Annotated in this window: 21 protein-coding genes, 2 rRNA genes, 3 pseudogenes and 1 riboswitch; of the genes and pseudogenes, 18 read left to right on the forward strand and 8 right to left on the reverse strand. The window is 69.7% G+C overall.

Annotated elements, in window-relative coordinates:
- The 12 genes and pseudogenes from E4N62_RS45515 to E4N62_RS45570 form a co-directional block, all read left to right on the forward strand.
- Positions 1-560, forward strand: a 23S ribosomal RNA gene (locus tag E4N62_RS45515); the annotation flags it as partial.
- Between the two features lie 95 nt (positions 561-655).
- A 5S ribosomal RNA gene (gene rrf / locus E4N62_RS45520) occupies positions 656-772 on the forward strand.
- A gap of 111 nt (positions 773-883) precedes the next feature.
- The gene (locus tag E4N62_RS45525) at positions 884-1,492 is read left to right on the forward strand and encodes a CDP-alcohol phosphatidyltransferase family protein (RefSeq protein ID WP_230224252.1); all 609 of its coding nucleotides are present in this window, start codon (positions 884-886) and stop codon (positions 1,490-1,492) included.
- Between the two features lie 112 nt (positions 1,493-1,604).
- Positions 1,605-4,100: a mannose-1-phosphate guanyltransferase gene (locus E4N62_RS45530; protein ID WP_184896552.1), complete on the forward strand. Its 2,496-nt coding sequence runs from the start codon at positions 1,605-1,607 to the stop codon at positions 4,098-4,100.
- A gap of 98 nt (positions 4,101-4,198) precedes the next feature.
- Positions 4,199-5,104, forward strand: a complete 906-nt coding sequence (locus E4N62_RS45535) for a DUF881 domain-containing protein (RefSeq protein ID WP_230224253.1) — start codon at positions 4,199-4,201, stop codon at positions 5,102-5,104.
- Entirely contained in the window at positions 5,101-5,433 is a 333-nt protein-coding gene (locus E4N62_RS45540; RefSeq protein WP_009343209.1) for a small basic family protein, read from the forward strand. The genes E4N62_RS45535 and E4N62_RS45540 overlap by 4 nt, the downstream gene beginning before the upstream one ends.
- A 5-nt stretch (positions 5,434-5,438) precedes the next feature.
- A complete protein-coding gene (locus E4N62_RS45545) occupies positions 5,439-6,323 on the forward strand; it encodes a DUF881 domain-containing protein (protein ID WP_230224254.1) in 885 nt (294 codons plus the stop codon).
- Positions 6,324-6,384: 61 nt separating this feature from the next.
- Positions 6,385-7,356 (forward strand): FHA domain-containing protein, encoded by a 972-nt coding sequence (locus E4N62_RS45550; RefSeq protein WP_230224255.1) that lies wholly within the window; start codon positions 6,385-6,387, stop codon positions 7,354-7,356.
- A gap of 42 nt (positions 7,357-7,398) precedes the next feature.
- A complete protein-coding gene (locus E4N62_RS45555; protein WP_230224256.1) occupies positions 7,399-8,154 on the forward strand; it encodes a MerR family transcriptional regulator in 756 nt (251 codons plus the stop codon).
- An 84-nt stretch (positions 8,155-8,238) separates the two neighbouring features.
- Positions 8,239-8,712 carry a bifunctional nuclease family protein gene (locus E4N62_RS45560; protein WP_005475662.1) on the forward strand — a complete coding sequence of 158 codons (474 nt, stop codon included), beginning with the start codon at positions 8,239-8,241 and terminating at the stop codon, positions 8,710-8,712.
- 419 nt (positions 8,713-9,131) lie between these two features.
- Positions 9,132-9,659: a MerR family transcriptional regulator gene (locus E4N62_RS45565; protein WP_374117277.1), complete on the forward strand. Its 528-nt coding sequence runs from the start codon at positions 9,132-9,134 to the stop codon at positions 9,657-9,659.
- Positions 9,660-9,753: 94 nt separating this feature from the next.
- Positions 9,754-11,114, forward strand: a pseudogene (locus E4N62_RS45570) (DNA polymerase IV).
- A gap of 192 nt (positions 11,115-11,306) precedes the next feature.
- Here E4N62_RS45570 and E4N62_RS45575 read toward each other — a convergent pair.
- A pseudogene (locus E4N62_RS45575) lies at positions 11,307-11,674 on the reverse strand (PRC-barrel domain-containing protein).
- Between the two features lie 124 nt (positions 11,675-11,798).
- A riboswitch (glycine riboswitch) is annotated at positions 11,799-11,895 on the forward strand.
- Positions 11,896-12,067: 172 nt separating this feature from the next.
- Here E4N62_RS45575 and gcvP point away from each other — a divergent pair.
- Positions 12,068-14,953 (forward strand): aminomethyl-transferring glycine dehydrogenase, encoded by a 2,886-nt coding sequence (gene gcvP / locus E4N62_RS45580; protein WP_230224258.1) that lies wholly within the window; start codon positions 12,068-12,070, stop codon positions 14,951-14,953.
- A 117-nt stretch (positions 14,954-15,070) separates the two neighbouring features.
- On the opposite strand, the gene E4N62_RS45585 is transcribed toward gcvP, so the two are convergent.
- Complete coding sequence (locus E4N62_RS45585; protein WP_013005137.1) at positions 15,071-15,271, reverse strand: DUF5999 family protein; 201 nt, start codon at positions 15,269-15,271, stop codon at positions 15,071-15,073.
- A gap of 409 nt (positions 15,272-15,680) precedes the next feature.
- The gene (locus tag E4N62_RS45590) at positions 15,681-16,265 is read right to left on the reverse strand and encodes a hypothetical protein (protein ID WP_230224259.1); all 585 of its coding nucleotides are present in this window, start codon (positions 16,263-16,265) and stop codon (positions 15,681-15,683) included.
- A 568-nt stretch (positions 16,266-16,833) separates the two neighbouring features.
- On the opposite strand from E4N62_RS45590, the gene E4N62_RS45595 reads away from it, so the two are divergent.
- Both E4N62_RS45595 and E4N62_RS45600 read left to right on the forward strand, forming a co-directional pair.
- Positions 16,834-18,348: a glutamate--cysteine ligase gene (locus E4N62_RS45595; RefSeq protein ID WP_230224260.1), complete on the forward strand. Its 1,515-nt coding sequence runs from the start codon at positions 16,834-16,836 to the stop codon at positions 18,346-18,348.
- Positions 18,349-18,491: 143 nt separating this feature from the next.
- A complete protein-coding gene (locus tag E4N62_RS45600; RefSeq protein WP_230224261.1) occupies positions 18,492-19,292 on the forward strand; it encodes a CPBP family intramembrane glutamic endopeptidase in 801 nt (266 codons plus the stop codon).
- Between the two features lie 58 nt (positions 19,293-19,350).
- Here the strand turns inward: E4N62_RS45600 and E4N62_RS45605 are convergent, their stop codons facing one another.
- The 3 genes from E4N62_RS45605 to E4N62_RS45615 form a co-directional block, all read right to left on the reverse strand.
- Positions 19,351-20,160, reverse strand: a complete 810-nt coding sequence (locus tag E4N62_RS45605) for a PhzF family phenazine biosynthesis protein (protein WP_230224263.1) — start codon at positions 20,158-20,160, stop codon at positions 19,351-19,353.
- A 257-nt stretch (positions 20,161-20,417) separates the two neighbouring features.
- Positions 20,418-21,197: an SDR family NAD(P)-dependent oxidoreductase gene (locus tag E4N62_RS45610; protein ID WP_230224264.1), complete on the reverse strand. Its 780-nt coding sequence runs from the start codon at positions 21,195-21,197 to the stop codon at positions 20,418-20,420.
- Between the two features lie 82 nt (positions 21,198-21,279).
- Complete coding sequence (locus E4N62_RS45615; RefSeq protein ID WP_230224265.1) at positions 21,280-22,500, reverse strand: metallophosphoesterase; 1,221 nt, start codon at positions 22,498-22,500, stop codon at positions 21,280-21,282.
- 142 nt (positions 22,501-22,642) lie between these two features.
- Here E4N62_RS45615 and E4N62_RS45620 point away from each other — a divergent pair, with 142 nt between their 5' ends.
- The gene (locus tag E4N62_RS45620; RefSeq protein ID WP_374117261.1) at positions 22,643-23,281 is read left to right on the forward strand and encodes a PadR family transcriptional regulator; all 639 of its coding nucleotides are present in this window, start codon (positions 22,643-22,645) and stop codon (positions 23,279-23,281) included.
- 122 nt (positions 23,282-23,403) lie between these two features.
- Here E4N62_RS45620 and E4N62_RS45625 read toward each other — a convergent pair.
- Positions 23,404-23,829: pseudogene (locus tag E4N62_RS45625) on the reverse strand (SRPBCC family protein); the annotation flags it as partial.
- A 309-nt stretch (positions 23,830-24,138) separates the two neighbouring features.
- Here E4N62_RS45625 and E4N62_RS45630 point away from each other — a divergent pair.
- On the forward strand, positions 24,139-24,672 hold the full coding sequence (locus E4N62_RS45630) for a Clp protease N-terminal domain-containing protein (RefSeq protein WP_374117262.1): 534 nt from the start codon (positions 24,139-24,141) through the stop codon (positions 24,670-24,672).
- Positions 24,673-24,783: 111 nt separating this feature from the next.
- Positions 24,784-25,941, forward strand: a complete 1,158-nt coding sequence (locus E4N62_RS45635) for a DMT family transporter (protein WP_230224267.1) — start codon at positions 24,784-24,786, stop codon at positions 25,939-25,941.
- On the opposite strand, the gene E4N62_RS45640 is transcribed toward E4N62_RS45635, so the two are convergent.
- Entirely contained in the window at positions 25,928-26,629 is a 702-nt protein-coding gene (locus tag E4N62_RS45640) for a pyridoxamine 5'-phosphate oxidase family protein (protein ID WP_230224268.1), read from the reverse strand. The genes E4N62_RS45635 and E4N62_RS45640 overlap by 14 nt on opposite strands.
- Between the last annotated feature and the right edge of the window lie 19 nt (positions 26,630-26,648).

Below are 26,648 nucleotides of genomic sequence, written 5' to 3' on the forward strand. Positions count from 1 at the left end.
GGCTTGACTGTGAGACCGACGGGTCGAGCAGGGACGAAAGTCGGGACTAGTGATCCGGCGGTGGCTTGTGGAAGCGCCGTCGCTCAACGGATAAAAGGTACCCCGGGGATAACAGGCTGATCTTCCCCAAGAGTCCATATCGACGGGATGGTTTGGCACCTCGATGTCGGCTCGTCGCATCCTGGGGCTGGAGTCGGTCCCAAGGGTTGGGCTGTTCGCCCATTAAAGCGGTACGCGAGCTGGGTTTAGAACGTCGTGAGACAGTTCGGTCCCTATCCGCTGTGCGCGTAGGAGTCTTGAGAGGGCTGTCCCTAGTACGAGAGGACCGGGACGGACGAACCTCTGGTGTGCCAGTTGTTCTGCCAAGGGCATGGCTGGTTGGCTACGTTCGGGAGGGATAACCGCTGAAAGCATCTAAGCGGGAAGCCTGCTTCGAGATGAGGACTCCCACCCCCATGAGGGGTTAAGGCTCCCAGTAGACGACTGGGTTGATAGGCCAGATATGGAAGCCTGGTAACGGGTGGAGTTGACTGGTACTAATAGGCCGAGGGCTTGTCCTCAGTTGCTCGCGTCCACTGTGTTGGTTCTGAAACCACGAACAACCCCATTTCTCATGGTCACGAGGGATGGTGCGGTATTCATAGTTTCATAGTGTTTCGGTGGTCATAGCGTGAGGGAAACGCCCGGTTACATTCCGAACCCGGAAGCTAAGCCTTACAGCGCCGATGGTACTGCAGGGGGGACCCTGTGGGAGAGTAGGACGCCGCCGAACTCCTTTTAGAGCTCTGGCTCTTGGGCACACAAGCCCAGGAGCCAGAGCTTTTTTGCGTTGAGGTAGGGTCAGGGGGCATCGTTGGCTCATTTTCCCCCAGGAGGCACCCGGGTGGAGGTCCAGGAGACACGGGTCCAGACGGACCGGGTCCTCACCATCCCGAACATCCTCAGCATGGCGCGGCTCGTTGGCGTTCCCGTCTTCCTGTGGCTGATTCTCTGGCCGGAGTTCGGCGGCCCCAAAGTCGACGGCTGGGCGCTCCTGGTGCTCGCTCTCAGCGGCGTCAGTGACTATCTGGACGGCATGCTGGCCCGACGCTGGAACCAGATCAGCAGCCTCGGCCGGCTTCTCGATCCCGCGGCTGACAGGTTGTACATCCTGTCCACTCTCGTGGGGCTCACCTGGCGCGAGATTCTGCCCTTGTGGTTGACCGCTGTACTGCTCCTGCGTGAGCTGGTTCTGCTGGTGATGGTGGCCATCCTCAGACGGCACGGCTATCCGCCGCCCCAGGTGAACTTCCTCGGCAAGGCGGCTACGTTCAACCTGATGTATGCCTTCCCGTTGCTGCTGCTCAGTGACGGAAGCGGATGGATCTCGTCACTCGCTGCTATTTTCGGATGGGCGTTCGCCGGATGGGGTACAACGCTGTACTGGTGGGCAGGGATCCTCTACGTGGTTCAGGTCCGCCGACTCGTCAGTGCGGACGCCATGGCCGATTGAGCCCGCCCAGTGGGCGGCCGTTAGTGGCTCGATGGCCCGCGTCGGAAAAGTGCGGGACAATCTGGACGGGTGAAGTCGGCTAGACCGTCTCTTCAAGGAGGACGCTTCCGACATGAAGGCCGTCGTGATGGCCGGAGGCGAAGGCACACGCCTTCGCCCCATGACCTCGAGCATGCCCAAACCGCTCCTGCCCGTGGCGAACCGCCCGATCATGGAGCACGTACTGCGGCTGCTCAAAAGGCATGGGCTCAACGAGACCGTCGTTACTGTTCAGTTCCTGGCGTCACTCGTCAAGAACTACTTCGGGGACGGCGAGGAGCTCGGGATGGAGCTCTCCTATGCCAACGAGGAGAAGCCACTCGGTACCGCCGGGAGCGTCAAGAACGCCGAGGAGGCGCTGAAGGACGATGCCTTCCTCGTCATCTCCGGGGATGCCCTCACCGACTTCGACCTCACCGAGCTCATCAATTTCCACAAGGAAAAGGGTGCGCTGGTCACCGTCTGTCTGACTCGGGTGCCGAATCCGTTGGAATTCGGTATCACGATCGTGGACGAGGAAGGCAAGGTCGAGCGATTCCTGGAGAAGCCCACCTGGGGCCAGGTCTTCTCCGACACCGTCAACACGGGCATCTATGTGATGGAGCCCGAGGTCTTCGACTACGTCGAGGCAGACGTTCCCGTCGACTGGTCCGGCGATGTCTTCCCGCAGCTGATGAAGGAGGGCAAGCCGGTCTACGGCTATGTCGCCGAGGGCTACTGGGAGGACGTCGGCACGCACGAGAGCTATGTGAAGGCTCAGGCCGACGTGCTGGAGGGCAAGGTCGACGTCGAGATCGACGGGTTCGAGCTCTCGCCCGGTGTGTGGATCGCCGAAGGCGCCGAAGTACACCCCGACGCCGTGCTGCGCGGGCCGCTGTACATCGGGGACTACGCCAAGGTGGAAGCCGGCGCCGAAATCCGCGAGCACACGGTCGTGGGCTCGAACGTCGTCGTCAAGAGCGGGGCCTTTCTGCACAAGGCCGTGGTCCACGACAACGTCTACATCGGGCAGCACAGCAATTTGCGTGGCTGCGTGGTCGGAAAGAACACCGACATCATGCGCGCCGCGCGGATCGAGGACGGCGCGGTGATCGGCGACGAGTGTCTCGTCGGCGAAGAATCGATCATCCAGGGGAACGTGCGCGTCTACCCCTTCAAGACGATCGAGGCCGGTGCTTTCGTCAACACCTCGGTGATCTGGGAATCCCGAGGGCAGGCCCACCTGTTCGGTGCCCGGGGCGTCTCCGGCATCCTGAACGTGGAGATCACCCCCGAGCTGGCCGTGAGGCTCGCGGGAGCCTATGCCACGACCCTCAAGAAGGGTTCCACGGTCACCACCGCCCGCGACCACTCCCGAGGCGCCCGCGCGCTGAAGCGGGCGGTCATCTCGGCGCTGCAGGCCAGCGCCATCGACGTACGGGACCTGGAGAACGTCCCGCTGCCGGTGGCTCGGCAGCAGACCGCCCGGGGCAGCGCCGGCGGGATCATGATCCGGACGACACCGGGCGTTCCCGACTCCGTCGACATCATGTTCTTCGACGGGCAGGGCGCCGACCTGTCGCAGGCCAGCCAGCGCAAGCTGGACCGGGTGTTCGCGCGGCAGGAGTACAGGCGCGCGTTCCCGGGCGAGATCGGGGACCTGCACTTCCCGGCCAGCGTGTTCGACTCGTACACCGGGTCGTTGCTCCGCAACGTCGACACCACCGGGATCGCCGAGTCGGGGCTCAAGGTCGTCGTGGACGCGTCCAACGGCAGCGCCGGCCTGGTGCTGCCGAGTCTGCTCGGCAAGCTGGGTGTCGACTCGCTGACGATCAACCCGGGCCTCGACGAGTCGCGCCCGACGGAGACGGGCGACATGAGGCGCTCCGGTCTGGTGCGACTGGGCGAGATCGTCGCGTCCTCGCGGGCCGCGTTCGGCGTCCGGTTCGACCCTGTCGGTGAACGGCTGTCGCTCGTCGACGAGAAGGGCCGGATCGTCGAGGACGACCGGGCCCTGCTGGTCATGCTCGACCTGGTGGCCGCCGAACGGCGGAGCGGACGGGTCGCCCTCCCTGTCACCACCACCAGGATCGGCGAGCAGGTCGCCGCGTACCACGGCACGCAGGTCGAGTGGACGACCACCTCGCCCGACGACCTCACGCGGGTCGGCGGGGACGAGACGACCATCTTCGGCGGCGACGGGCGCGGCGGTTTCATCGTGCCGGAGTTCAGCAGCGTCTTCGACGGGACGGCGGCCTTCGTACGGCTCATCGGGTTGGTGGCGCGCACGCAGCTCACGCTCAGCCAGATCGACGCGCGGATTCCACGGGCGCACGTCCTGAAGCGGGATCTCGCCACTCCGTGGGCCGTCAAGGGCCTGGTGATGCGGCGGGTCGTGGAGGCGGCCGGGGACCGTTTCGTGGACACCACCGACGGGGTGCGGGTCGTGGAGACCGACGGGCGGTGGGTCATGGTCCTGCCGGACCCCGCCGAAGCCGTCACGCATCTGTGGGCCGAGGGGCCCGACGACGCCTCGGCGCAGGCCCTGCTGGACGAGTGGGCGGCGGTCGTGGACAGCGCCGGCCGCTGATCGACCTCGCACGCGCGCGTGCCGGACAAGTGCCCCCAACGGGGCCTGTCCGGCACGCCGGTGGGGCCATTCGGAGGTAGTGGTCGCGACGTGCGACGATGTGCGGCATGCCGCAGCAGCCCCCCGTTCGGAGCACACCCGCGCGCCCGTCGCGTCCGGACGCCTCCATGTCGCTGCTCAACAACGTCATGGACCACAGCCTCGACGCCGGATACGCCGAGGCCGCCGCCCGCAAGAAGGCCGCGGGCACCGCGGGCATGCCGAAGACGGTGCGGGCCAAGCTGGGACTCGCGGTCGGTCTGGTCCTCGCCGCCCTGGTGGTGACGGTGGGTGCCGCGCAGGCGCGCATCAGCGCGCCCGTGGTCGCCAAGGAGCGCGAGGAGCTCATCGACCGCATCCAGGAGGAGACCGCCGCCGCGGACGAGCTCGAGGACTCCGTGGACGATCTCCGGGACGACGTGAGCGCACGCCAGCGCAAAGCCCTCAAGGACGACGGCGGCAGCGACGGGAACGACCTGATGGGCATCCTGTCGGGCGCCGTCGAGGTGCACGGCCCCGGAGTCCGCCTCGTCGTCAACGACTCCAAGGGCGCCGGTCAGGGCGGTGACGGAGACCCGCGGGAGACCTCCGGGTTCTCGGACACGGGCCGTGTGCGGGACCGTGACATGCAGCGGGTCGTCAACGGGCTGTGGGAGTCCGGCGCCGAAGCCATCTCGGTCAACGGCCAGCGGCTCACCGCGCTGTCGGCGATCAGGGCCGCGGGCGACGCGATACTGGTCGACAACAAGCCCCTGGCACCGCCGTACACGGTCCTCGCGGTGGGGGACGGGCAGCGGCTGAGTACCAGGTTCCAGAACAGCCCCGACGGGCTGTACCTGCATGCCCTCCAGGAGAACTTCGGCATCCGCACGAGCATTTCCGTCGAGGACGACCTCAAGGTGCCGGCTGCGCCGAGCGTGATCGTACGAACAGCAGAACCCAGCACAGAGAAGGGCACATCGTGATCGCCGTACTCGGCCTCGTCCTCGGAGTCGTGGCCGGACTGTTGGTCCGGCCCGAGGTACCGGCGGTGGTAGAGCCGTATCTCCCCATCGCCGTGGTGGCGGCGCTGGACGCCGTCTTCGGTGGTCTGCGCGCGATGCTGGACGGCATCTTCGACGACAAGGTCTTCGTCGTGTCGTTCCTGTCGAACGTGGTCGTGGCCGCCCTGATCGTCTTCCTCGGTGACAAGTTGGGCGTCGGCGCCCAGCTGTCCACGGGCGTCGTGGTCGTTCTCGGCATCCGCATCTTCTCCAACGCCGCGGCGATCCGCCGGCACGTGTTCCGGGCGTGAGGCCGATGAGCGACCAGGACCGCACGCCCGATCCGAAGCCGACTCCCGGTGCGGGAGAGGACGACGCGCCCACGACCCGGCTGCGCCGGGAACTTCCGCAGGAAGTGGCCCCCATGGCCCCCACGGCCATCGAGGAGCCCGGTGAGGCACCTCAGGAGGAGAAGAACAGGCTGACCGGGCGGCAGCGGCTGGCCCAGGGGCTGTGGCCGCCGCGCTTCACCCGTGCCCAACTCATCGTGGCCCTGCTGCTGTTCGGCCTCGGCTTCGGGCTGGCCATCCAGGTGGCCTCCACCAACGACGACAGCGCGCTGCGCGGAGCACGCCAGGAGGACCTCGTTCGCATCCTGGATGAACTGGATGACCGTACGCAGCGTCTGGAGGAGGAGAAGCAGGGTCTGGAGGATCAGCGCACCGAGCTGGAGAACAGCTCGGACCAGGCTGAGGAGGCGCGCAAGCAGACGGTCGAGAAGGAGCGGCAACTCGGAATTCTGGCGGGCACGGTGGCGGCGCAGGGGCCCGGCATCACACTGACGATCGACGACACGAAGGGGACGGTCGAGGCGGACATGTTGCTCGACGCGATCCAGGAGCTGCGCGCGGCCGGTGCGGAGGCGATCCAGGTGAACGGTGTGAGGGTCGTGGCCAGCACGTATCTGACTGATTCCGACGACGGAATCAGTGTCGACGGGAACAAGATCACCCAGCCGTTTCGTTTCAAGGTCATCGGCAACCCGCAGGACCTCGAGCCCGCACTGAACATCCCCGGAGGAGTGGTGCAGACACTGGAGAAGGAGCAGGCCACCGTGACCGTGCGGCGGGCGGAGAAGATCGTCGTGGACGCCTTGCGAGCGGCGAAGCGGCCTGACTACGCTCGGTCGTCCTCCCAGTGAACCGCAGGTGCATGGGGCCCGTCCGGCGAGGGCATGAGGTTGCGGGGGGTCGGCGCACCGAATGGGTGGTGCGTGGTGGAAACTGTCCGGTGGGTACGGACGTTGTGAGGTTGTCCGGCTCGGCCGGTGTGTTCAGTCAGGGTTCGTCCTGCCCCACGGGCGGGTCTGTTTCGGTCAAGGGGAATCGCCCGTGAAGTTGTTTGCGAAGTTGTTCGGCAAGAGCGCGCGAGAGGGCAGCGACAACGCGACCTCCCGCCATCGCGCGCAGCCTTCGGAGGCGGAGGGCCAGGGCGGTGAGCGCCCCATGTTCCGGGACCAGATCGCTGGTCCGGGAGGTGACATTTCCGGAGGTCAGGGCGCGCCGTCTGTTGACCCTGCCCAGTCAGGCCGCATAGGTTTCGGGGATCCGTCAACCTCAGGTACGGGTGGAGGTTTCGCTTCAGACCCGTATGCGTCCAATGCCCCGGCGGGGCAGCCGCGGCAGGAGGATCCGTCGATGTCGGCCCTGGTGTGTACGAGGTGCGGTAACCGCAACGCGGAGAACAGTCGCTTCTGCTCGAACTGCGGTGCTCCGCTGCGGGCCGGCGCGACTCCCGAGCGTCCGTCCGAGACGACCTCCACGATCTCCATCTCCGGCCTCGAGGCCTATGACTCCGAGGTCACCGGCCAGACCCAGCTGCCGGCGCTTTCTCCCGAGGCCCAGGCCGCCGTCGACGCGCTCCCGCTCGGCTCGGCACTCCTCGTCGTGCGTCGCGGCCCGAACGCGGGCAGCCGCTTCCTGCTGGACGGCGATCTGACCACGGCCGGCCGCCACCCGCAGAGCGACATCTTCCTGGACGACGTGACCGTGTCGCGTCGCCATGTGGAGTTCCGCCGGGGCCAGGACGGCTCGTTCACGGTCGCTGACGTCGGCAGCCTGAACGGCACGTACGTCAATCGTGAGCGGATCGACCAGGTCGCCCTGCACAACGGCGACGAGGTGCAGATCGGCAAGTACCGGCTGGTCTTCTACGCGAGCCAGCGGGGCTACTGACCCTCCCCCGGACCGCGTCCGGGGGGACCCCAGGGAAGGTCCATGCTTCGAACAACGAGCGGTGGTGCCGACCACGGCACCGCCGCCGCGGACAGTGGCCTAGTGAGCATCGGCACGGTGCTGAACGCACTGCGCGAGGAGTTCCCCGAGGTAACCATCTCCAAGATCCGTTTCCTGGAGTCGGAGGGGCTCATCGAGCCGCAGCGGACCCCCTCGGGGTATCGCAAGTTCAGCGCCGAGGACGTCGAGCGCCTGGGGCACGTTCTCAGGATGCAGCGGGACCACTATCTGCCGCTCAAGGTGATCCGCGAGCATCTGGAGGCCCTGGAGCGGGGCGAGGACGTACGGCTGCCGTCCGTGGGGCGTCAGCGTGACGTGGGCGACGGAGAGCGCCTGAGCGAGTTCTTCGGGGAGCCGGAGGAGGCGCCGGCGGCCCGGATCGGGCGCGATGAGCTTCTGGCCGGCGCCGGGATCGGCGAGGAGCAGCTGACGGAGTGGGAGTCGTACGGGCTGGTGGCCGCGCTGCCGGACGGTTCGTACGAGGCCGAGACCCTCACCGTCGCCACGCTTGTGGTCGAACTGGGGCGGTTCGGTATCGAGCCACGGCATCTGAGGGTGATGCGGGCCGCCGCGGATCGCGAGGCGGGGCTCGTGGATCAGGTGGTGGCGCCGCTGCGTCTGCATCGCAATCCGCAGACCAGGGCCCATGCGGAGGACCGCACGCGGGAGCTGGCAGGGCTCACGGTGAAGCTGCACGCGGCTCTGGTGCGCAGCGCGCTGGGCGTTCGAATCCGCTGAGGCGCGGTGTTCGCCTGTGGCGGATCGGGCAGCCGATCTGTGCCCGACTACCCAAACATCCCGAGCACGGCCTAGGGTTGCTGTGTGAACGAGCTCGATGTCGTAGGTGTCCGGGTCGAGATGCCCTCCAACCAACCGATCGTGCTCCTGCGCGAAGTGGGAGGCGATCGTTACCTCCCCATCTGGATCGGGCCGGGGGAGGCGACGGCGATCGCTTTCGCCCAGCAGGGCATGGCCCCCGCGCGGCCGCTGACCCACGACCTGTTCAAGGATGTGCTGGAGGCCGTCGGCCAGGAGCTCACGGAAGTGCGCATCACCGACCTGCGTGAGGGCGTCTTCTACGCGGAGCTGGTGTTCGCCAGTGGGGTCGAGGTGAGTGCGCGGCCGTCCGACGCCATAGCGCTGGCGTTGCGTACCGGTACGCCGATCTTCGGCAGTGACGGGGTACTCGACGACGCGGGCATCGCGATCCCGGACGAGCAGGAGGACGAGGTGGAGAAGTTCCGCGAGTTCCTCGACCAGATCTCGCCCGAGGACTTCGGTACGAACAGTCAGTGAGCCGGGTGGGCGGTGGTGCGAGGCCGTGCGATCTCGACGCCGCCCGTCGCGATGTCCGTGCATGTATCCAGGTGGCGGGGCATTGCTGCTCTGAGGGCGTCCGAGCGGGGGTCCGCACGTGCCGGGGAACTGTGTGCCGTCAGTCGGCTCCGCCGGAGTGCATTCGGCTAGCCTTTCCCCGCGGGAGGGCACGCGAAACCACTCTCAGGGTGATTATCACTCGGCGTGGCGAGTGCGGTGGTCGTTGACGCACCCCTGGTGGCTGCCTACCGTCGATAGGCAGGTCAAGGACGGAGGTCGGCGTGAGAAGCAGCGGCGACGGTACGGCTGGGGGTGCCCCCGGACGCAGGCTGGGGGACAGCGGCCCGTACCAGCTTCACAGCAGCGCGGCCGGTCACGTCCCGCAGCGGCCCGCGGTCGTGCAGGACAGCGCAGAGGCGGCGTCCGAGCCGCATGAGAACGTCGGCTACCGGGGTCCCACCGCGTGCGCGGCGGCCGGCATCACCTACCGGCAGCTCGACTACTGGGCCCGCACCGGTCTCGTGGAGCCGAGTGTGCGCTCCGCGCAGGGCTCCGGGACACAGCGCCTCTACAGCTTCCGGGACGTCGTCGTCCTCAAGATCGTGAAACGGTTCCTCGACACGGGGGTGTCGCTGCAGAACATCCGCACCGCAGTCCAGCACCTGAGGGAGCGGGGCTTCAGTGATCTGGAGCGGATGACGCTGATGAGCGACGGGGCGACGGTCTACGAGTGCACCTCGCCCGACGAGGTCCACGCCCTGCTCCAGGGCGGCCAGGGGGTCTTCGGGATCGCCGTGGGGGTCGTTTGGCGTGATGTGGAAAGCGCTCTCTCCCAGCTGCACGGAGAACGGGTCGACACCGGGGAGACACTCGTGGGACACAACCCGTCGGACGAGCTCGCGCGGCGACGCAACCGGGCGGTCTGAGAGGCCGGCCGAGGGGTCCGGCGATGTGAGCAGCGGTGCCGCCGTCCACGCGAGGTATGGGGCATTGTCAGTGGCGTAGGGCAGCATCGGACATGTGAGAACCGCGCCAACGATTCTGCATCTCGACATGGATGCCTTCTATGCCTCGGCGGAGCAGGCGTCCAAGCCGAGTCTGCGCGGGAAAGCCGTTGTGGTCGGCGGGTTGGGGCCCCGGGGAGTGGTCGCGACCGCCTCGTACGAGGCGCGGGTCTTCGGGGTGCACTCGGCGATGCCGATGGCGCAGGCGCGTCGGCTCGCTCCCAACGCCGCGTATCTCACGCCGCGCTTCACGTTCTACCGGGCGATCAGCGATCAGGTCATGGGGCTGTTGCGGGATCTGTCTCCACTGGTGGAGCCGTTGAGCCTGGACGAGGCGTTCGTGGACCTGGAGGCCGGAGGAGCGGCCTGGGACGAGGAGTCCGCGCGGCTGGTGGGGGTGCGGTTGCGGGCGGACATACGGGCGGTGACCGCGCTCACCGGCTCCGTGGGGCTCGCGGCCTCCAAGATGCTCGCGAAGATCGCTTCCGAGCAGGCCAAGCCGGACGGGCTGGTGTTGATCGAGCCCGGGACCGAGCGGGCGTTGTTGGGGCCGATGTCCGTACGGATCCTGCCGGGCGTGGGGCCGGCGACCGGGGACCATCTGCGGCGGGCCGGGATCACCACGGTCGGGGAGATCGTGGAGGCCGGGGAGGACGAGATCGTCCGGCTGCTGGGCAAGGCGCACGGGCACGGGCTGTACGCGATGGCGCTGGCGCGGGACGACCGCGCGGTCGTGGCCGAGCGGGACACCAAGTCGGTGTCGGTGGAGGACACGTACGACGTCGACATCCATGACCGGGTGCGGGTGCGGATGGAGGTGCAGCGGCTCGCGGACCGGTGTGTGCGGAGGCTGCGGGGGGCCGGGCTGTCGGGGCGGACGATCGTGCTGAAGGTGCGGCGGTACGACTTCTCGACGCTGACCCGGTCCGAGACGTTGCGGGGGCCCACGGACGACCCCACGGTGGTGCGGGAGGCCGCGGGTCGACTGCTCGAGGCCGTGGACACGACAGGTGGTGTGCGGCTGCTGGGGGTGGGCGTCAGCGGTCTCGCCGACTACACGCAGGAGGACCTGTTCGCGCAGGCGGCCGGGGAGGTGGGTCCTGTCCAGGACGACGCCGGGGCCGCCGGGGTAGCTGTGGATGCGCCCGCTGTCGAGGAGCGTGCGGGTGGGGAGCGGCAGTGGAGAGCCGGGCACGATGTGCGGCATGCCGAGTACGGGCACGGGTGGGTGCAGGGAGTGGGCTGGGGCGGGTGACCGTGCGGTTCGAGACGCCGGACGACGTGGAGCCCGGGCGTGTGCGGACGTTCCGGACCGACGATCCGGAGCTGGAACCGGCTGAGCCGTTGCCGTTGGTGCCGGGTGGGGTGCGGGGCTGAGTAGGGTGGGCATTGCCGGGCCGCGCCGCCGGGGCTGAGCGCCGTCGCGGCGGGGATCAGGGGCGGGCTGGGACTCAGAGGGCGCTGGCTCGCGAGAGGGCCGGGGTGGTCGGCCCGGGAGGGCCCGTGCCGGTCAGTCGGGTGGCCGCTCGGGGAGGGCCGGGCGGATGGTCGGCTCGGGGAGGGGCGGGGTCAGGTGTCGTCCTTGCCTGCTGTGTTGCCGAAGTCGTGGTCCATGGGTGGGGTGGGGCCGTGTCCAGGCCGTAGTGGTGGTAGAGCTGGAGTTCCTGTTCCGGGGAGAGGTGGCGGCCCACGCCGAAGTCGGGGGCGTCCTTGATGAGGGAGCGTTCGAAGGGAACGCGGAGGGTGCCCTCGACCAGTTCGCTGGGCTCCAGGGGGACGAAAGCGTCGCGGCCGAAGAAGCCCATGCGTATCGCCGCCCACTCGGGGATGCCGGTGGCGTCGTCGAGGTAGACCTCGTCCACGGTGCCGATCTTGCTGCCCCTGCGGTCGAACGCCTTGCGGCCGATCAGGTTGCGCGGATCGATGTCGGTCTGCACGGGCCCTCCATGTGGTCGCAGAACAGTCGCACATCGTGTCTCATGACTACGAAAAGGCACATCGGGGGCGGCGGCCACTCGAAGGTGAGTGCGTTGACCGCGCTGATACGCTGGCAGCGGCTGTTGACCCCGTGCGGGAGAGTCCTCCGGACACCATCCGGAGGCGCCGAAGGAGCAAATCCTCCCCGGAATCTCTCAGGCCCACGTACCGCACGGACGAGGTCACTCTGGAAAGCAGAGCGGGTGTCACGGCTCCCGCTCTCACCGACGGTGAAAACCGGCCCGAACCAGGACCGGTGAAGCTCTCAGGTTGAGATGACAGAGGGGGAGGCCGTCCGGGCACCCGTGCCGTGGTGTCCCTCGAAGGTCGTGTCAGACCAGGAGGCCTCCGTAATGACCGCCCATCGCATTCCGCTCTCCGAGCTCGAACAGGGAATCCCCTTCGAGCGGCGCCACATCGGCCCGGACGTCGAGGCCCGGGCCAAGATGCTCGCGCACGTCGGGTACGGCTCGCTCGACGAGCTGACGGCCGCCGCGGTGCCCGATGTGATCAAGAACGCCGAGGCGCTCGATCTGCCGGGCGCCCGCACCGAGGCCGAGGTACTGGCGGAGCTGCGTTCGCTGGCGGACCGCAACCAGGTGCTCGGGTCGATGATCGGGCTCGGGTACTACGGGACCTTCACGCCGCCCGTCATCCTGCGCAACGTCATGGAGAACCCGGCCTGGTACACCGCCTACACGCCGTATCAGCCCGAGATCTCCCAGGGGCGCCTGGAGGCACTGCTCAATTTCCAGACGGTCGTCGCCGAACTGACCGGGCTGCCCACCTCCGGGGCCTCCCTGCTCGACGAGGGCACCGCCGCCGCCGAGGCGATGGCGCTGTCCCGGCGCATGGGGAAGAACAAGAAGGGGCTCTTCCTCGTCGACGCGGACGCGCTGCCGCAGACGATCGCCGTGATCCAGACCCGTGCCGAACCGACCGGGGTCGAGGTCGTCGTCGCGGACCTGAGCGAGGGGATCCCGGCCGACATCGCCGAGCGGGAGATCAACGGGGTGCTGCTTCAGTACCCCGGCGCCTCCGGTGCCGTACGCGATCTGAAGCCGGTCGTCGAGCAGGCGCACCAGCTCGGCGCGCTGGTCACCGTCGCCGCCGACCTGCTCGCCCTCACGCTGCTGGCGTCGCCCGGTGAGCTGGGTGCCGACATCGCGGTGGGCACGACACAGCGGTTCGGTGTGCCGATGGGCTTCGGCGGTCCGCACGCGGGCTACATGGCCGTACAGGAGAAGTTCGCGCGCAGCCTGCCCGGGCGGCTCGTGGGCGTCTCCGTGGACGCGGACGGACACAAGGCGTACCGGCTCGCCCTGCAGACGCGGGAGCAGCACATCCGCCGGGAGAAGGCGACCAGCAACATCTGTACGGCTCAGGTGCTGCTCGCCGTGATGGCCGGGATGTACGCCGTCTACCACGGGCCGGAGGGGCTGCGGACCATCGCCCGGCGTACGCACCGGTACGCCACCGTGCTCGCCGCGGGGCTCGCCGCCGGTGGCATCGAGGTCGTGCACGGCGCGTACTTCGACACGCTCACCGTGCGGGTGCCCGGGCGGGCCGGTGAGGTCGTGGCGGCGGCGCGGGAACATGGCGTGAACCTGCACCCGGTGGACGCCGACCTGGTGTCGATCTCCTGCGACGAGACCACCACCCGGGCGCAGCTCGGCGCCGTGTGGACCGCGTTCGGGGTGGAGGGGGATGCCGAGGCTCTGGACGCCGCCGCCGACGACACGCTGCCCGAGGCGTTGCTGCGGTCGGACGACTACCTCACGCACCCGGTGTTCCACGAGTACCGCTCCGAGACCGCGATGCTGCGCTATCTGCGCCGGCTCGCCGACCGGGACTACGCGCTGGACCGGGGCATGATCCCGCTGGGCTCCTGCACGATGAAGCTCAACGCGACCACCGAGATGGAGCCGGTGACCTGGCCGGAGTTCGGGCAGCTGCACCCGTTCGCGCCCGCCGGGCAGGCGCAGGGGTACCTCACGCTCATCCGTGAGCTGGAGGAGCGCCTGGCAGAGGCCACCGGGTACGACAAGGTGTCGCTGCAGCCGAACGCCGGCTCGCAGGGCGAGCTGGCCGGGCTGCTGGCCGTGCGCGGCTACCACCGGGCCAACGGCGACGCGCAGCGGACCGTGTGTCTCATCCCGTCCTCCGCGCACGGCACCAACGCGGCGAGCGCCGTGATGGCCGGGATGAAGGTCGTCGTCGTGAAGACCGCCGAGGACGGCGAGATCGACGTCGAGGACCTGCGGGCGAAGATCGAGCAGTACCGTGACGAGCTGTCCGTGCTGATGATCACGTACCCGTCGACGCACGGTGTGTTCGAGGAGCACGTGGCCGGCATCTGCGCGCAGGTGCACGACGCCGGTGGGCAGGTCTACGTCGACGGGGCCAACCTCAACGCGCTGGTGGGGCTCGCCAAGCCGGGACACTTCGGCGGCGACGTCTCGCACCTGAACCTGCACAAGACGTTCTGCATCCCGCACGGCGGCGGCGGTCCGGGCGTCGGGCCGGTGGCGGTGCGCGAGCACCTGGCGCCGTTCCTGCCCAACCACCCGTTGCAGCCCGCGGCCGGTCCGGAGACGGGTGTGGGCCCGATCTCTGCGGCGCCGTGGGGCTCGGCGGGCATCCTGCCCATCTCGTGGGCGTACGTCCGGCTCATGGGCGGCGAGGGGCTCAAGCGGGCCACTCAGGTGGCGGTGCTCAGCGCCAACTACATCGCCAAGCGGCTGGAGCCGCACTACCCGGTGCTCTACACCGGTCCCGGCGGGCTCGTGGCGCACGAGTGCATCGTCGACCTGCGGCCGCTGGCCAAGGCGACCGGGGTGAGCGTCGACGACATCGCCAAGCGGCTGATCGACTACGGCTTCCATGCGCCGACGATGTCGTTCCCGGTGGCCGGGACGCTGATGATCGAGCCGACCGAGTCGGAGGACCTCGGTGAGCTGGACCGGTTCTGCGACGCGATGATCGCCATTCGTGCGGAGATCGAGAAGGTCGCCTCGGGCGAGTGGCCGGCGGACGACAACCCGCTGCGCAACGCGCCGCACACGGCGGCCGCGCTCGGCGGGGAGTGGGAGCACGCCTACACCCGTGCGGAGGCGGTCTTCCCGGCCGGGGTCTCGCCCGCCGACAAGTACTGGCCGCCGGTGCGCCGGATCGACCAGGCCTTCGGTGACCGGAACCTCGTCTGCTCCTGCCCGCCGTTGGACGCTTACGCGGAGTAGTCGTCCGCGGATACGCGTCGGGGCCGGTTCGGAGAGTGCGTTCTCCGGCCGGCCCCTCGTCTGTCCGGGCTGACGTCCCGTGCGGGGACGTTCACCCTGCGCGCACGTCTGTGCGGCTCAGGCGGCTGTCACCACGGTGCCCATCGGGCGGTGCGGTGCGATGATCTGGCCGTCCGGCAGGAGCTCACCGGTGTCCTCGAAGAGCAGAACGCCGTTGCAGAGCAGGCTCCATCCCTGCTCCGGGTGGTGCGCCACGAGTCGGGCGCCCTCCCGGTCGGCGGACTCGGCGGTCGGGCACAGTGGCTGGTGCTGGCACATGGTTGTTGGGATCTTTCGGCTTGTCGTGTGGTCTGAGTCGGCTGGTTTGTCCGACCCGCGGCTTGAAGCCTCGTTCATGGCCGCCCCCCGTTGTGATAAATCGGTCCGGTCCCAGTGTTGCCCCACGGGCGTCAATCCGCAGGCATTTCGCAGCACGGCTTCTTCACAGGTTGATGACGCATCCCTTGCGCGGACGGTTCATCCCCGCCCCCCTGTCCCTTCGGGTGGTTCGCCATGGTCGGATGGGGCTAGTTCGGTGGTGGGATAGCGAGCGAATAGCTCGTACGAGCGTATTGCTGCCCGAAAGAGCGCGCATTCTCGGTGATGGGGCAGAGGGAAAGCGAGCGCCCCGCCACCGGGAAATCGGCAGCGGGGCGCGAGCGGTGCGAAGAGGCGAGCCGGCCTTGGTTCAGGCGGGTGACCCCAGTAGGGGTGCGGGCGTGAGTCGGGTGGTCAGTACCGGGAGGAGATCGGCGACCCGGTGCGGACGGTGGGCGGCGATACCGGGCGGTGCCGGCGCCAGCGGGACCAGCAGGTCGTCCGGGGCCGGATGGCCGGAGGCGCCGTCGGCGGTGGGGCCGGCGTGCAGCCAGAGCGTGATCATGTACAGCTCGGGCACGGACAGCAGGCGTGGCTGGTAGGGCATCTGCAGGACCTCGGCCTGGCGCAGGGCGCGCTCGGTGGAGGTGATGTACGGGCCCTCGAAGAAGTGCGAGAACACCCAGCCGTCCGGGGTCAGCCGGGTCTCTGCGGCGGCCACGGCGCGGTCGCCGCAGCGGATCAGGAACCGCCATCCGGTGAGCCGGGCGGTGCCCGTGCCCGCCGGGGTGATCCGGTCGAGGACGTGGACGGGCAGCGGAAGTTCGGGGGTGGCGGGGCCCGAGGCGTTCTTCAGCGACGGGGTTCGCGTCTCGTGGACGGCGGTGGGAGAACCGAGTGCCATGAGGACGGTGCGCAGGGCGGGCGCGGGAGCCGGGGGGACATGCAGCGGCATGGTGGGTCGCCTCTCCATTCGACAGGCACGGTGGCGCGAGGGCGGGGGCAGACGGCGCTGTCAGCTCACGGGGATCGGAGAGACGGGTGCCCGGGGTCCGGGTGCGTGGGTGGGTCCGCCGCGCGTGGTCCGACGGCGGGACCGAGGACCGCGAGTGCCGCTCTCAGCCTCGTTTGCAGAGTTTATACGACACGTGTTCACGCAAGGTTTCGTCTAGCCGTTCCCCATATGAAGAACAAGGCGGTATCAGGTCGCCGGGAGCTGCCCATCAACCCGCTTTTTCAACGGGGACCGCCGGTGACCTCGTAATACCGGTGCGTAGCGGACGGCCTGTTCTCGTCGACGCTTTTCACGAAACACAACAGGCGGAAAGCGCATGCTCATTCATGCCCGCTGAATGTGCCAGAAGCACGCCGAGTGAATAGTGTCGTTGGCGACCGCGTTCAGCCTAGCGTGCGCAGGTCGCGGCCGGGACGTTATCAGCGGCTCCATCGGGGCATCATCATTCGTGGACCCGAGACAGCAGTGGCCGGATCGTCGGCCTGCCCATCCAAGGAGGGACCCCTAGATGGGAGAGAAGGTCGTGGCGGGGCCGTTCGGCCTCTCCGATCGCCAGCAGTACCGCGACAAGTTGAGGCAGTGCCTGGCGGGGCTGGCGCGGCTGCTGGAGGAGAAGCGGTTCGATCGTCCCAAGAACCTGATGGGTGTGGAGATCGAGCTGAACCTCGTCGACGGTGACGGGCTGCCCAGAATGATGAATGCGCAAGTACTGGAGAGGATTGCGAGCCGAGATTTCCAAACAGAACTCGCCATGTTCAACCTGGAAGTCAACATCGCTCCACATCGGCTCGGCGGCCGGGTATTCGACCAGCTTTCCGAGGAACTGCGCACCTCCCTCGCGTATGCCGACCGCAAGGCGATCGAAGTCGGCGCGGGAATCGTGATGATCGGCATTCTGCCGACCCTGGGCCGGGACGACCTGGTCTCCTCGAACCTCTCCGCGGGCGACCGCTACACCCTGCTCAACGATCAGATCGTCGCCGCCCGGGGCGAGGACTTCACCCTCGACATCGACGGGGTGGAGCGGCTCGTCTGTACCTCGAAGTCCATCGCGCCCGAAGCGGCCTGCACCTCGGTGCAGTTGCACCTCCAGGTCACCCCGGGCCGGTTCGCCGACGTGTGGAACGCCGCCCAGGCGGTCGCCGCCGCGCAGGTCGCCATCGGCGCCAACTCGCCGTTCCTGTTCGGGCACGAGCTGTGGCGCGAGTCGCGACCGCCGCTGTTCCAGCAGTCCACCGACACCCGGCCGCCCGAGTTGCAGGCCCAAGGGGTGCGGCCGCGCACCTGGTTCGGGGAGCGGTGGATCTCCTCGGCGTTCGACCTCTTCGAGGAGAACCTGCGCTTCTTCCCGGCTCTGCTGCCCATCTGCGACGAGGAGGACCCGATGGCCGTCCTCGACGCGGGCGGCGTGCCCTCTCTCGCCGAACTCACCCTGCACAACGGCACGATCTACCGCTGGAACCGGCCCGTCTACGGCATCGCCGACGGGGTCCCGCACCTGCGCGTGGAGAACCGGGTGCTGCCCGCCGGGCCGACCATCACGGACGTGATCGCCAACGCCGCCTTCTACTACGGCGTGGTACGCGCCCTCGCCGAGGAGTCGCGGCCGGTCTGGACACGGCTGCCGTTCGAGGCGGCCGCCGCCAACTTCGACGAGGCGTGCCGGCACGGCATCGACGCGCGGCTGCAGTGGCCGCGCGGGCGCTACGGCGGGGTGGGGCCGGTGGACGCGGTGAACCTCGTACGGGACGAGCTGTTGCCGCTCGCCGAGGCGGGGCTGGACGCGTGGGGGGTCGAGCCGGTCGATCGCGACTTCTACCTCGGTGTGATCGAGGAGCGTTGCCGACGCCGGGTCAACGGGGCGTCCTGGCAGGTCGAAACGTTCCACCGGGCTCTGGCCAAGGGGCTGGGCCGGGACGAGGCGCTGGCCGCCACGACACGGCGCTACGGCGAGCTGATGCACTCCGGGGAACCGGTCCACAGCTGGCCGGTCGGGCTGCCGGAGCCGGTGCCGTTGGGCTGAGAGCCTGCCTTCGCCGGGCCGCCGGCCGCCTCCCGGGCGTCGTCTCCGTTCGGGTGGGCCGCTGAGAGGGGACGCCGACGGAATGTCGCGGACCGCCGCGGGTGATGATGGACCCTCGGCGGGCCGGACAACGGGAGGCGTGGGTGCAGGGGCAGGCGGAGTCGGTGGAGGGCGCGGTACCGGAGGAGCGGCCGGGCCGACGGATTCTGAGGGACGAGACGCTTCTCGTGCTCGCGCTCTCGCTCGGCGCGAGCGGGGTGTCCGCGCTGATCAGCTTCATCGGATCGGTGACCGAACCCGGTGGGCTCAAGGACCAGGCGGCCACCATGAACGCCTCGGCCGCGCCGGGTCGGCCGTGGCTCGACCTCGCGTGGCAGCTCTTCGGCATCACGACCGCCCTGGTGCCCGTCGCGCTGGTCGCGCACTTCCTGCTGCGTGAGGGCGCCGGGCTGCGGACCCTCGGCTTCGACCGGACGAAGCCGTGGCCCGATCTCGGCCGGGGTGCGGCGATCGCCGCGGTGATCGGCAGCACCGGGATCGCCTTCTACCTGGCGGCGCGCGGCCTCGGCTTCAACCTCACCGTGGTACCGGAGGCGCTGCCCGAGGTGTGGTGGAAGTACCCCGTGCTGATCCTCTCCGCGGTCCAGAACGCGATCCTCGAAGAGGTCATCGTGGTCGGGTATCTGTTGCGTCGGCTCCAGCAACTGGGCTGGTCGCCGGGGAGCGCGCTGGCCGCCAGCTCGGTGCTGCGCGGCTCGTACCACCTCTACCAGGGCATCGGCGGCTTCGTCGGCAACATGGTGATGGGCGTGGTGTTCGTCTATCTGTACCGGCGGTGGGGGCGAGTGGGCCCGCTGGTGGTGGCCCACTCGCTGCTCGACATCGGGGCGTTCGTGGGGTACGCGCTGCTGGCCGGGAAGGTGGACTGGCTGCCCACGCCTTGAGGGGAGTGCGGCCGGAGTGGGCGACGGCGGCCGGACCGACGCCCGCGCAGGCCGCCCGTCAGGCGAGGAGTTCGCCGTCGATGACCGTGACCGCGCGGCCGGAGAGCAGGGTGCGGTCGCCGCGGAGTCCCGTGCGGACGTGGCCGGAGCGGGGGGAGGCCTGGAGGCCGGTGAGATCCGGGCTGCCCAGGCGTGCGGACCAGAAGGGGGCGAGGGCGGTGTGGGCGCTGCCCGTGACCGGGTCCTCGTCGATGCCGATGTTCGGGAAGAAGCAGCGCGAGACGTAGTCGTGGTCGGCGGCGGCGTCCTCGGCGCGGGCGGTGGCGATGATGCCGCGCTCGGAGTAGCGGCCGAGGGAACGCAGGTCGGGGGTCAGACCGAGGATCGTCTTCTCGTCGGCCAGTTCCAGCAGCAGGTCGCCCACCTGCGGGCCGGTGTCGAAGGCGCTCAACGGCTCGGCGCCGAGGGCCTCCGCGACGCCGTCCGGGACGGGGACCGGGGTGAGGGGCGCGGTCGGGAAGTCGAGGGTGAGGGAACCGTCCGGCTGGGGTGTGGCGATGAGGACGCCGCTGCGCGTGGCGAACCGAACCGGGCCCTCGTGGGTGTGGGTGCTGTTCAGGACGTGCGCCGTGGCCAGTGTGGCGTGGCCGCACATCGCCACCTCGGCGACCGGCGTGAACCAGCGCAGCGCCCAGTCGGCGTCGCCGCCCGCCGGGAGGGGGTGGGCGAACGCGGTCTCGGCGTGGTTGACCTCTTTGGCCACGTTCCGGAGCCAGGCGTCGTCCGGGAAGGCGTCGAGGAGCAGGACTCCGGCCGGGTTGCCGGAGAAGGGGCGGTCGGTGAAGGCGTCGACGATACGAATGCGCATGGGACGACGCTAGGCGGTTCGGGGAGCCACGGGCCAAGGCCAATTCCGGGACGGTGGACTGGGTGGACCGGTTCTCATGGGCCACTTCGTGGTTCTCATCGGGCCACTTCGCCGGACGGTGGGCCGGCGGACGGAGAAGCCGCCTGGTGGACGGGATCAGCCTGGCAGCCAGGGCCCAGCCTGGCAGGCGAGGTCCGCCTGACAGACAAGGTCCGCTTGGCAGACGGGGATCCGTTTGGCCGCCGTCGGGGGTCCGCCTAGTGGACGGAGAAGCCGCCGTCGACGAAGATCGTTTGCCCGGTGATGTAGCCGGCTGAGTGTCCGGACAGGAACACCGCGGCGCCGGCGAAGTCGTCGGGGAGACCGTTGCGGCCGGTCAGGGTGCGGGCGGCGAGCGCCGCCACCTGCTCCGGGTCGGACGACAGTCGGGTGTTGAGCGGGGTCGGGACGAAGCCGGGGACCAGGGTGTTGCAGGTGACGCCGTGCGGCGACCACTCCTCGGCCTGCGAGCGGGCGAGTGACTCCAGGGCGCCCTTGGAGACGCCGTACGCGCCGCTGCGGACGAACGCCCGGTGCGCCTGCTGCGAGGTGATGTGGATGATGCGTCCGTAGCCCCGCTCGGCCATGCCGGGCCCGAAGCGCTGGCCCAGCAGGAAGGGCGCGTCCAGGTTCACCGCCATGGTGGTGTCCCACACGTCCTCGCCCAGGTCGCTCAGCGGGGGACGGAGGTTGACGCCGGCGCTGTTGACGAGGATGTCGGGTTCCCCGAACGCCTCTGTCGCCTGCTCCGCCGCCGCGCGCACGCCTGCTCGCGTGCCGAGGTCGCCGCTCACCCAGGCCGCGCGGCAGCCGTCCGCCGTCAGCCGGTCGACCGTGGCCGCCAGTTCCGTCTCCCCGCGCGCGACGATCACCACGCTCGCCCCGGCCTGCGCGAGCGCCGTGGCGATGGCCTTGCCGATGCCGGAGCTGCCGCCTGTCACCACGGCTACCCGGCCGTCGAGGGAGAACAGTCGGGAGAGGTAGCTGTCGGAGATCATTCCCGCACCTTAGGGGAGCGTCGGCGCCCGGCGGTTCGCGGGTGTGCCGGGATGGACCTGCCGACCCAGCCGGCCGTCCGAGCTACATCGAGGTCGGCGGGTGCGGGGAGCGGAGTACGAGCAGGGTGATCTCGCTGGGGGCGAAGACGCGGAAGGGCGGGCCCCAGAAGCCGGTGCCGCGACTGGTGTAGAGGAGGGTGCGGGTGCCGTGCCGGCTGAGACCGGCGAGGGCGGGCTGGTCGAGGCGGACCAGGTGGTGGAAGGGCCATATCTGGCCGCCGTGGGTGTGGCCGGAGAGCTGGAGGTCGATGCCGGCTGCTGTCGCCCGGTCGATGAACCTGGGCTGGTGGGCCAGGAGCAGGACGGGCAGGTCGGGGTCGGCGCCGTCCAGGGCACCGGTGAGATGGGCGCGGTGGCCTGCCAGGCCGGAGGATTCGGCGGTGACGTCGTCCACGCCGGCGACGACGAGGGTGTCGCCGCCCCGTTCGAGCAGCACGTGGCGGTTGCGCAGCGGTTCCCAGCCCAGCTCGTCCATCAGGTCGACCCAGCCCTGGGCCTCGCTGTAGTACTCGTGGTTGCCGGTGACGTAGACGCGGGCATGGGTCGCCCGCACGGTGGCGAGTGGGGTGGCCTGGGCGCGGCGGCGTTCGGCCGTGCCGTCCGCGATGTCGCCGGTGTGGCAGACCAGGTCGGCTTCCAGGGTGTTCACCGTCTCGCACATTCGTGCCGACCAGCGGGCGCGGTCGAGCGGGCCGTAGTGGGTGTCGGTGATGAGGGCGACGCGCAGGCCGTCCAACCCCGCGCCCAGCCGAGGGAGTTGCACGTCGAGGCGGCGCACACGTGGCACCCGGCGGGCTTCGACGTATCCCCAGGCGAGGAGTACGGCGGTGGTGCCGAGGACGGCCCAGGTGACGATGCGGGCCCGGTCCTGGCTCGCGCCGACGTCGGTCACGGTCAGGGCGAGCCGCAGGAAGAGGCCGAGCAGAACGGACCAGGTGAACAGAACCCAGCTGGCGCCGAGCAGGGTGTCGCCGATGATCGCCGCCCTGTCTTGCAGGCGTCGGCCGTGGCCGCGCGCCATCGCGAGCGGCATGCCGACGAGGCCGAGGACGAACAGCGCGGTGCCGACCGTCGTGACGGGGAGCGGCCAGTGCTGGTCGGCGTACAGGAGCACCCAGCAGGGCACGGTCCACAGGAGGACGGGGGCGATCAGCGGGAGACAGCGCATCAGGCGGTGCAGCCGGCCCTGCCGCGGAGCTCGCGCGTCGCTGTCGGCGGGTCGGGTGTTGCTGGTGTCGGTCACGCTTCCCCCCTGGCCATGCTGCTGTCTCGCGCAGGCTATCCGGTCGTCCTGTGCCCGAGGGTTGTCATGCGATCGGTTCCGATATATCGTTGAGGCATCGCGACAGATTCGCGACAGGTCAACGATGGATGGAGTGATGGCAATGCGTTCCCGTGGACAGGACTTCGGATTCGAGCATGGGCATGGGCGACGCGGTGGGGAGCACCACCGCGGACGAGGTGACGGCGAGGCGCTGCGTGCCGCCTTCGGGCCGTTCGGGCCGGGCCATGGTGGTCCCGGGCCGTTCGGGCCCTTCGGTGGTGGCCCGTGGGGCGGACGCGGCCGAGGCGGACCCAGGGGAAGGGCACGGCGGGGCGATGTACGTGCCTCGATCCTGGCCCTTCTCAAGGACAGGCCCATGCACGGCTACGAGATGATCCAGGAGATCGCCGAGCGCAGCGGTGGGGCGTGGAAGCCCAGCCCCGGCTCGGTGTACCCCACCCTCCAGCTCTTGGAGGACGAGGGGCTGATCGCCAGCGCGACCGAGGGCGGCAAGAAGCTGTTCTCGCTCACCGAGGCCGGTCGCACCGCGGCCGAGGAGGGGCCCGAGGCTCCTTGGGAAGAGGCCTCGCGCGGGGTCGACTGGGAGGCGCTGAGCGAGATCCGGCAGGCCGGCTTCGGCCTGATGGAGGCGTTCGGCCAGGTCTGGAAGACCGGCGACAAGGAACAGCGCGACAAGGCGCTGACGGTGATCAACGAAGCCCGCAAGAAGCTGTACCTGATCCTCGCCGACGAGGACTGACAGCGGTGAGTGGGTGAGGTGAGGTACGGGAGCGCCCCCGGAGTGGACCGGGGGCGCTCTCGTGTGTGCCGGGCGGCGCGTGTGCGGTGGGGGCGCGTGGGTGGTAGGGAGGGCTTCGGTCGGGCGACGAGTGCGCCCAGCTTGCGCAGGGACTCGTCGAGCGCGGCCGTGGCGGAGTCCTTGAGCTTGCCCGCCATCAGGGAGACCGCGGCGCCCGTGAACCGGCCGTCGACGCGGACCGTGGTGGCGTCGCCGTCGGGGGTGAGGGTGTAGCGCGTGGTGAGGTCCACGGCCATGGGGCCCTTGCCGCGGATGGCCAGGGTGCGCGCGGGTTCCAGCTCGGCGATGGTCCACTCGACCTCCGCCGGGAAGCCCATGAGCCTCAGGTTCTCCTGGAAGGTGCCACCTACTTCGAGGGTCCGCGGGCCGCCCTGCGGGAAGCCGGTGTGGGTCGTGTTCCACTCGCCGTACGCGGACCAGTCGACGAGCCGGGCCCAGACCTGCTCGGCGGGCGCCTCGATGCGTGCCTCCGCGCTGACATCGGCCATGCGACAACCCCTTCGTCTCGGACGGTGGTGTCGCGGAACGTAGTCCCGGGTCCCCGAACATTCAATACTGATGAACCGTCAGGAAAGGCGGGGGGCTTCCGGACGGTTCGGTGTCCAGGGGATCTTGGATCAGTGCCGCGTCGAACAGGTCCCATGCGCGGGGCGTGGGGCGAGGAGGCGCGCGCCCCTGGGGCGTGAGCGCCGCCATCTCATCCCCAGGGAGGAGAGGCGGGTCCTCCCTACGCAACCTGTGTGGGACACGAAGATGCTTCCTGCCGTGGATGACCCGGGGGTGGTGGGACTGATGGGGTGGAGGGCGTGCGACCCCCTATTCCCCGGCAGTCGGCCGTAGATCATGGTTCGGACCACGTGGAGATCGAGGGCAGGCTCACGGACGAGCTGACCTCGGTGATCGCCGCTGCGCGCAGACGGGCCCTCCGGGACGGGGACCGGCAGATCGACACCGCCCATCTGCTGCACACGCTCCTGGAGTCCGACCCCGACGTCCGCGCCCTCTTCCACGGACCGCAGGTCGCCCGGCTGCTCGGCTATATGGTGCAGCGCAGCATCGGCTACGGACTGCGCTGGCAGATCGGGGTCGAGGACGCCGGAGTCGTCCCGGGTGTCCCGGGCGCGCCCGGCTGGTCGCCGGTCGCGGCCCGCGCGATGGGGCAGGCGTACGACCGTGCCGTGCGGCGGGGGGAGCGGTCGGCCCACGGTGTGGACCTGCTCGCCGCGCTGGTCGCGACCGCCGGATCGCGGGCCGTGGAGGTGCTGGCCACCGTGGGTGTCGACGTCGGGGCTGTGGCGCGGCGGGTCGTGCGGACGGGCGAGGCCCTCTGACCCCGGCTGTCTTCTGGGTGGCTGCGCCCGAGTCGGCCGCAGCCCGCCTGCGGTCCAGTCGGTGAGACAGGTGTCAACGGGGGTGACGCTCCTGTCGTCGGCTGTCATCATGTGCCGGTGCATACGTCTCAGAGGAGTCACGGACAACGCGGTCGGGGTGTCGGGCTGGTGCTCGCGCTCGGGTCCGCCGTCGCCTTCGGAGGATCGGGCACGGCGGCCAAACCACTCATCGAGGCCGGGCTCGAACCGTTGCACGTGGTGTGGCTGCGCGTCGTCGGCGCCGCGCTGGTGATGCTGCCGTGGGCCGTCCGGCACAGGGACCTGGTGCGGCGGCGGCCCGCGCTGCTCGTCGGTTTCGGACTGTTCGCCGTGGCCGGTGTGCAGGCCTTCTACTTCGCGTCGATCTCGCGTATCCCCGTCGGAGTCGCCCTGCTCGTGGAGTACCTCGGGCCGGCGCTCGTCCTCGGGTGGGTGCGATGCGTGCAGCGGCGGCCGGTGACCCGGGCGGCGGCGGTCGGGGTCGTTCTCGCGGTCGGCGGCCTCGCCTGCGTCGTCGAGATATGGTCCGGGCTGAGCTTCGATCCGCTGGGGCTGCTGCTCGCGCTCGGCGCCGCCTGTTGTCAGGCCGGGTACTTCGTGCTGTCCGACCAGGGGAGCGAGGCCGGGGCCGAGGCACCGGACCCGCTCGGTGTCATCGCCTACGGACTGTTGGTGGGGGCGGCCGTGCTCACGGTGGTGGCCCGGCCGTGGGGGATGGAGTGGGAGGTGCTCGGGGGCACCGCGCTGATGGACGGGACGGCCGTTCCGGCGTGGGTGCTGCTCGGGTGGGTGGTGCTGATCGCCACGGTGCTCGCGTATGTGACCGGAGTGGTGGCCGTACGGCGGTTGTCTCCCCAGGTGGCCGGGGTGGTGGGGTGTCTGGAGGCGGTGGTGGCGACCGTGCTCGCGTGGGTGCTGCTGGGTGAGCACCTGGGCGCGGCGCAGATGGTCGGCGGGCTGGTCGTGCTGGCCGGGGCGTACGTCGCGCAGCGGTCCGCGCCGGGCAGGAGGGCGCCGAGGAAGGTGGCGTCCGGTGGGGAAGGGCGGGGTCGGCATGCCGGTGGGTCGGGGGCGATGAGGTGGCCGGGGCCCGGTGACATGCGGCCGATGAGGCGGTCGGGGCCTGAAGTCCGCGGGGTGCGGGTCCGTCGTGGTTGCTCGCCCAGTTCACCGCGCCCCTTGAGGGCGCGGGTCAGGGGCGCGGGTTCGCCGTTGGCTACAGGGCCTTGAGGTAGGCCGGGAGTGCGGTGCCCGGGGCCAGGTCGGGGTCCGGGATCGGGGTTCCGTAGCCCTTGCGGAGGGGGACGACGCCGGCCCAGTGGGGGAGCGTGAAGTCCTCGGGCTCGTCGTTGGCGCCGCCGGTGCGGGTCTTGGCCGAGACCTCGTTCAGGTCGAGGCGGATCACGGCCGTGGCCGCGAACTCCTTGCCGTTGGCGGGCCGGGAGTCCCGCGAGCGGCCCGGTACGACATGGTCGGCCAGCGCGTCGAGAGCGATCCGGCGCTCCTCGGGGTCGGTCACCTGGTGCGCGGTGCCGTGCACCACCACCGAGCGGTAGTTGATCGAGTGGTGGAAGGCGGAGCGGGCCAGGATCAGCGCGTCCACATGGGTGACCGTCAGACACACCGGGAGGCCCGGGTCGGCCTGGCCCGTCATCCGCAGCGGGCGCGAGCCCGTCGAGCCGTGCACATAGAGCGTCTCGCCGACCCGGCCGTACAGCGTCGGCAGCACCACCGGGGCGCCGTCGCGGACGAAGCCGAGATGGCAGACGTACCCCTCGTCGAGTATCGAGTGCACCAGTTCCCTGTCGTACGAGGCCTTCTGGGCGGCCCGGGTGGGGACGGTGCGCTCGGTGGGGGTGTAGGCGGCGGGCGGTGGTGTCGTCGGCTCCGGTGTCGTCGACCGCTGGGTCCCCGTCATTGCGCTCTCCATTGCACTA

Origin of the sequence: Streptomyces sp. MNU76 (assembly GCF_020982545.1) — a bacterium.
Taxonomy (GTDB): Bacteria; Actinomycetota; Actinomycetes; order Streptomycetales; family Streptomycetaceae; genus Streptomyces.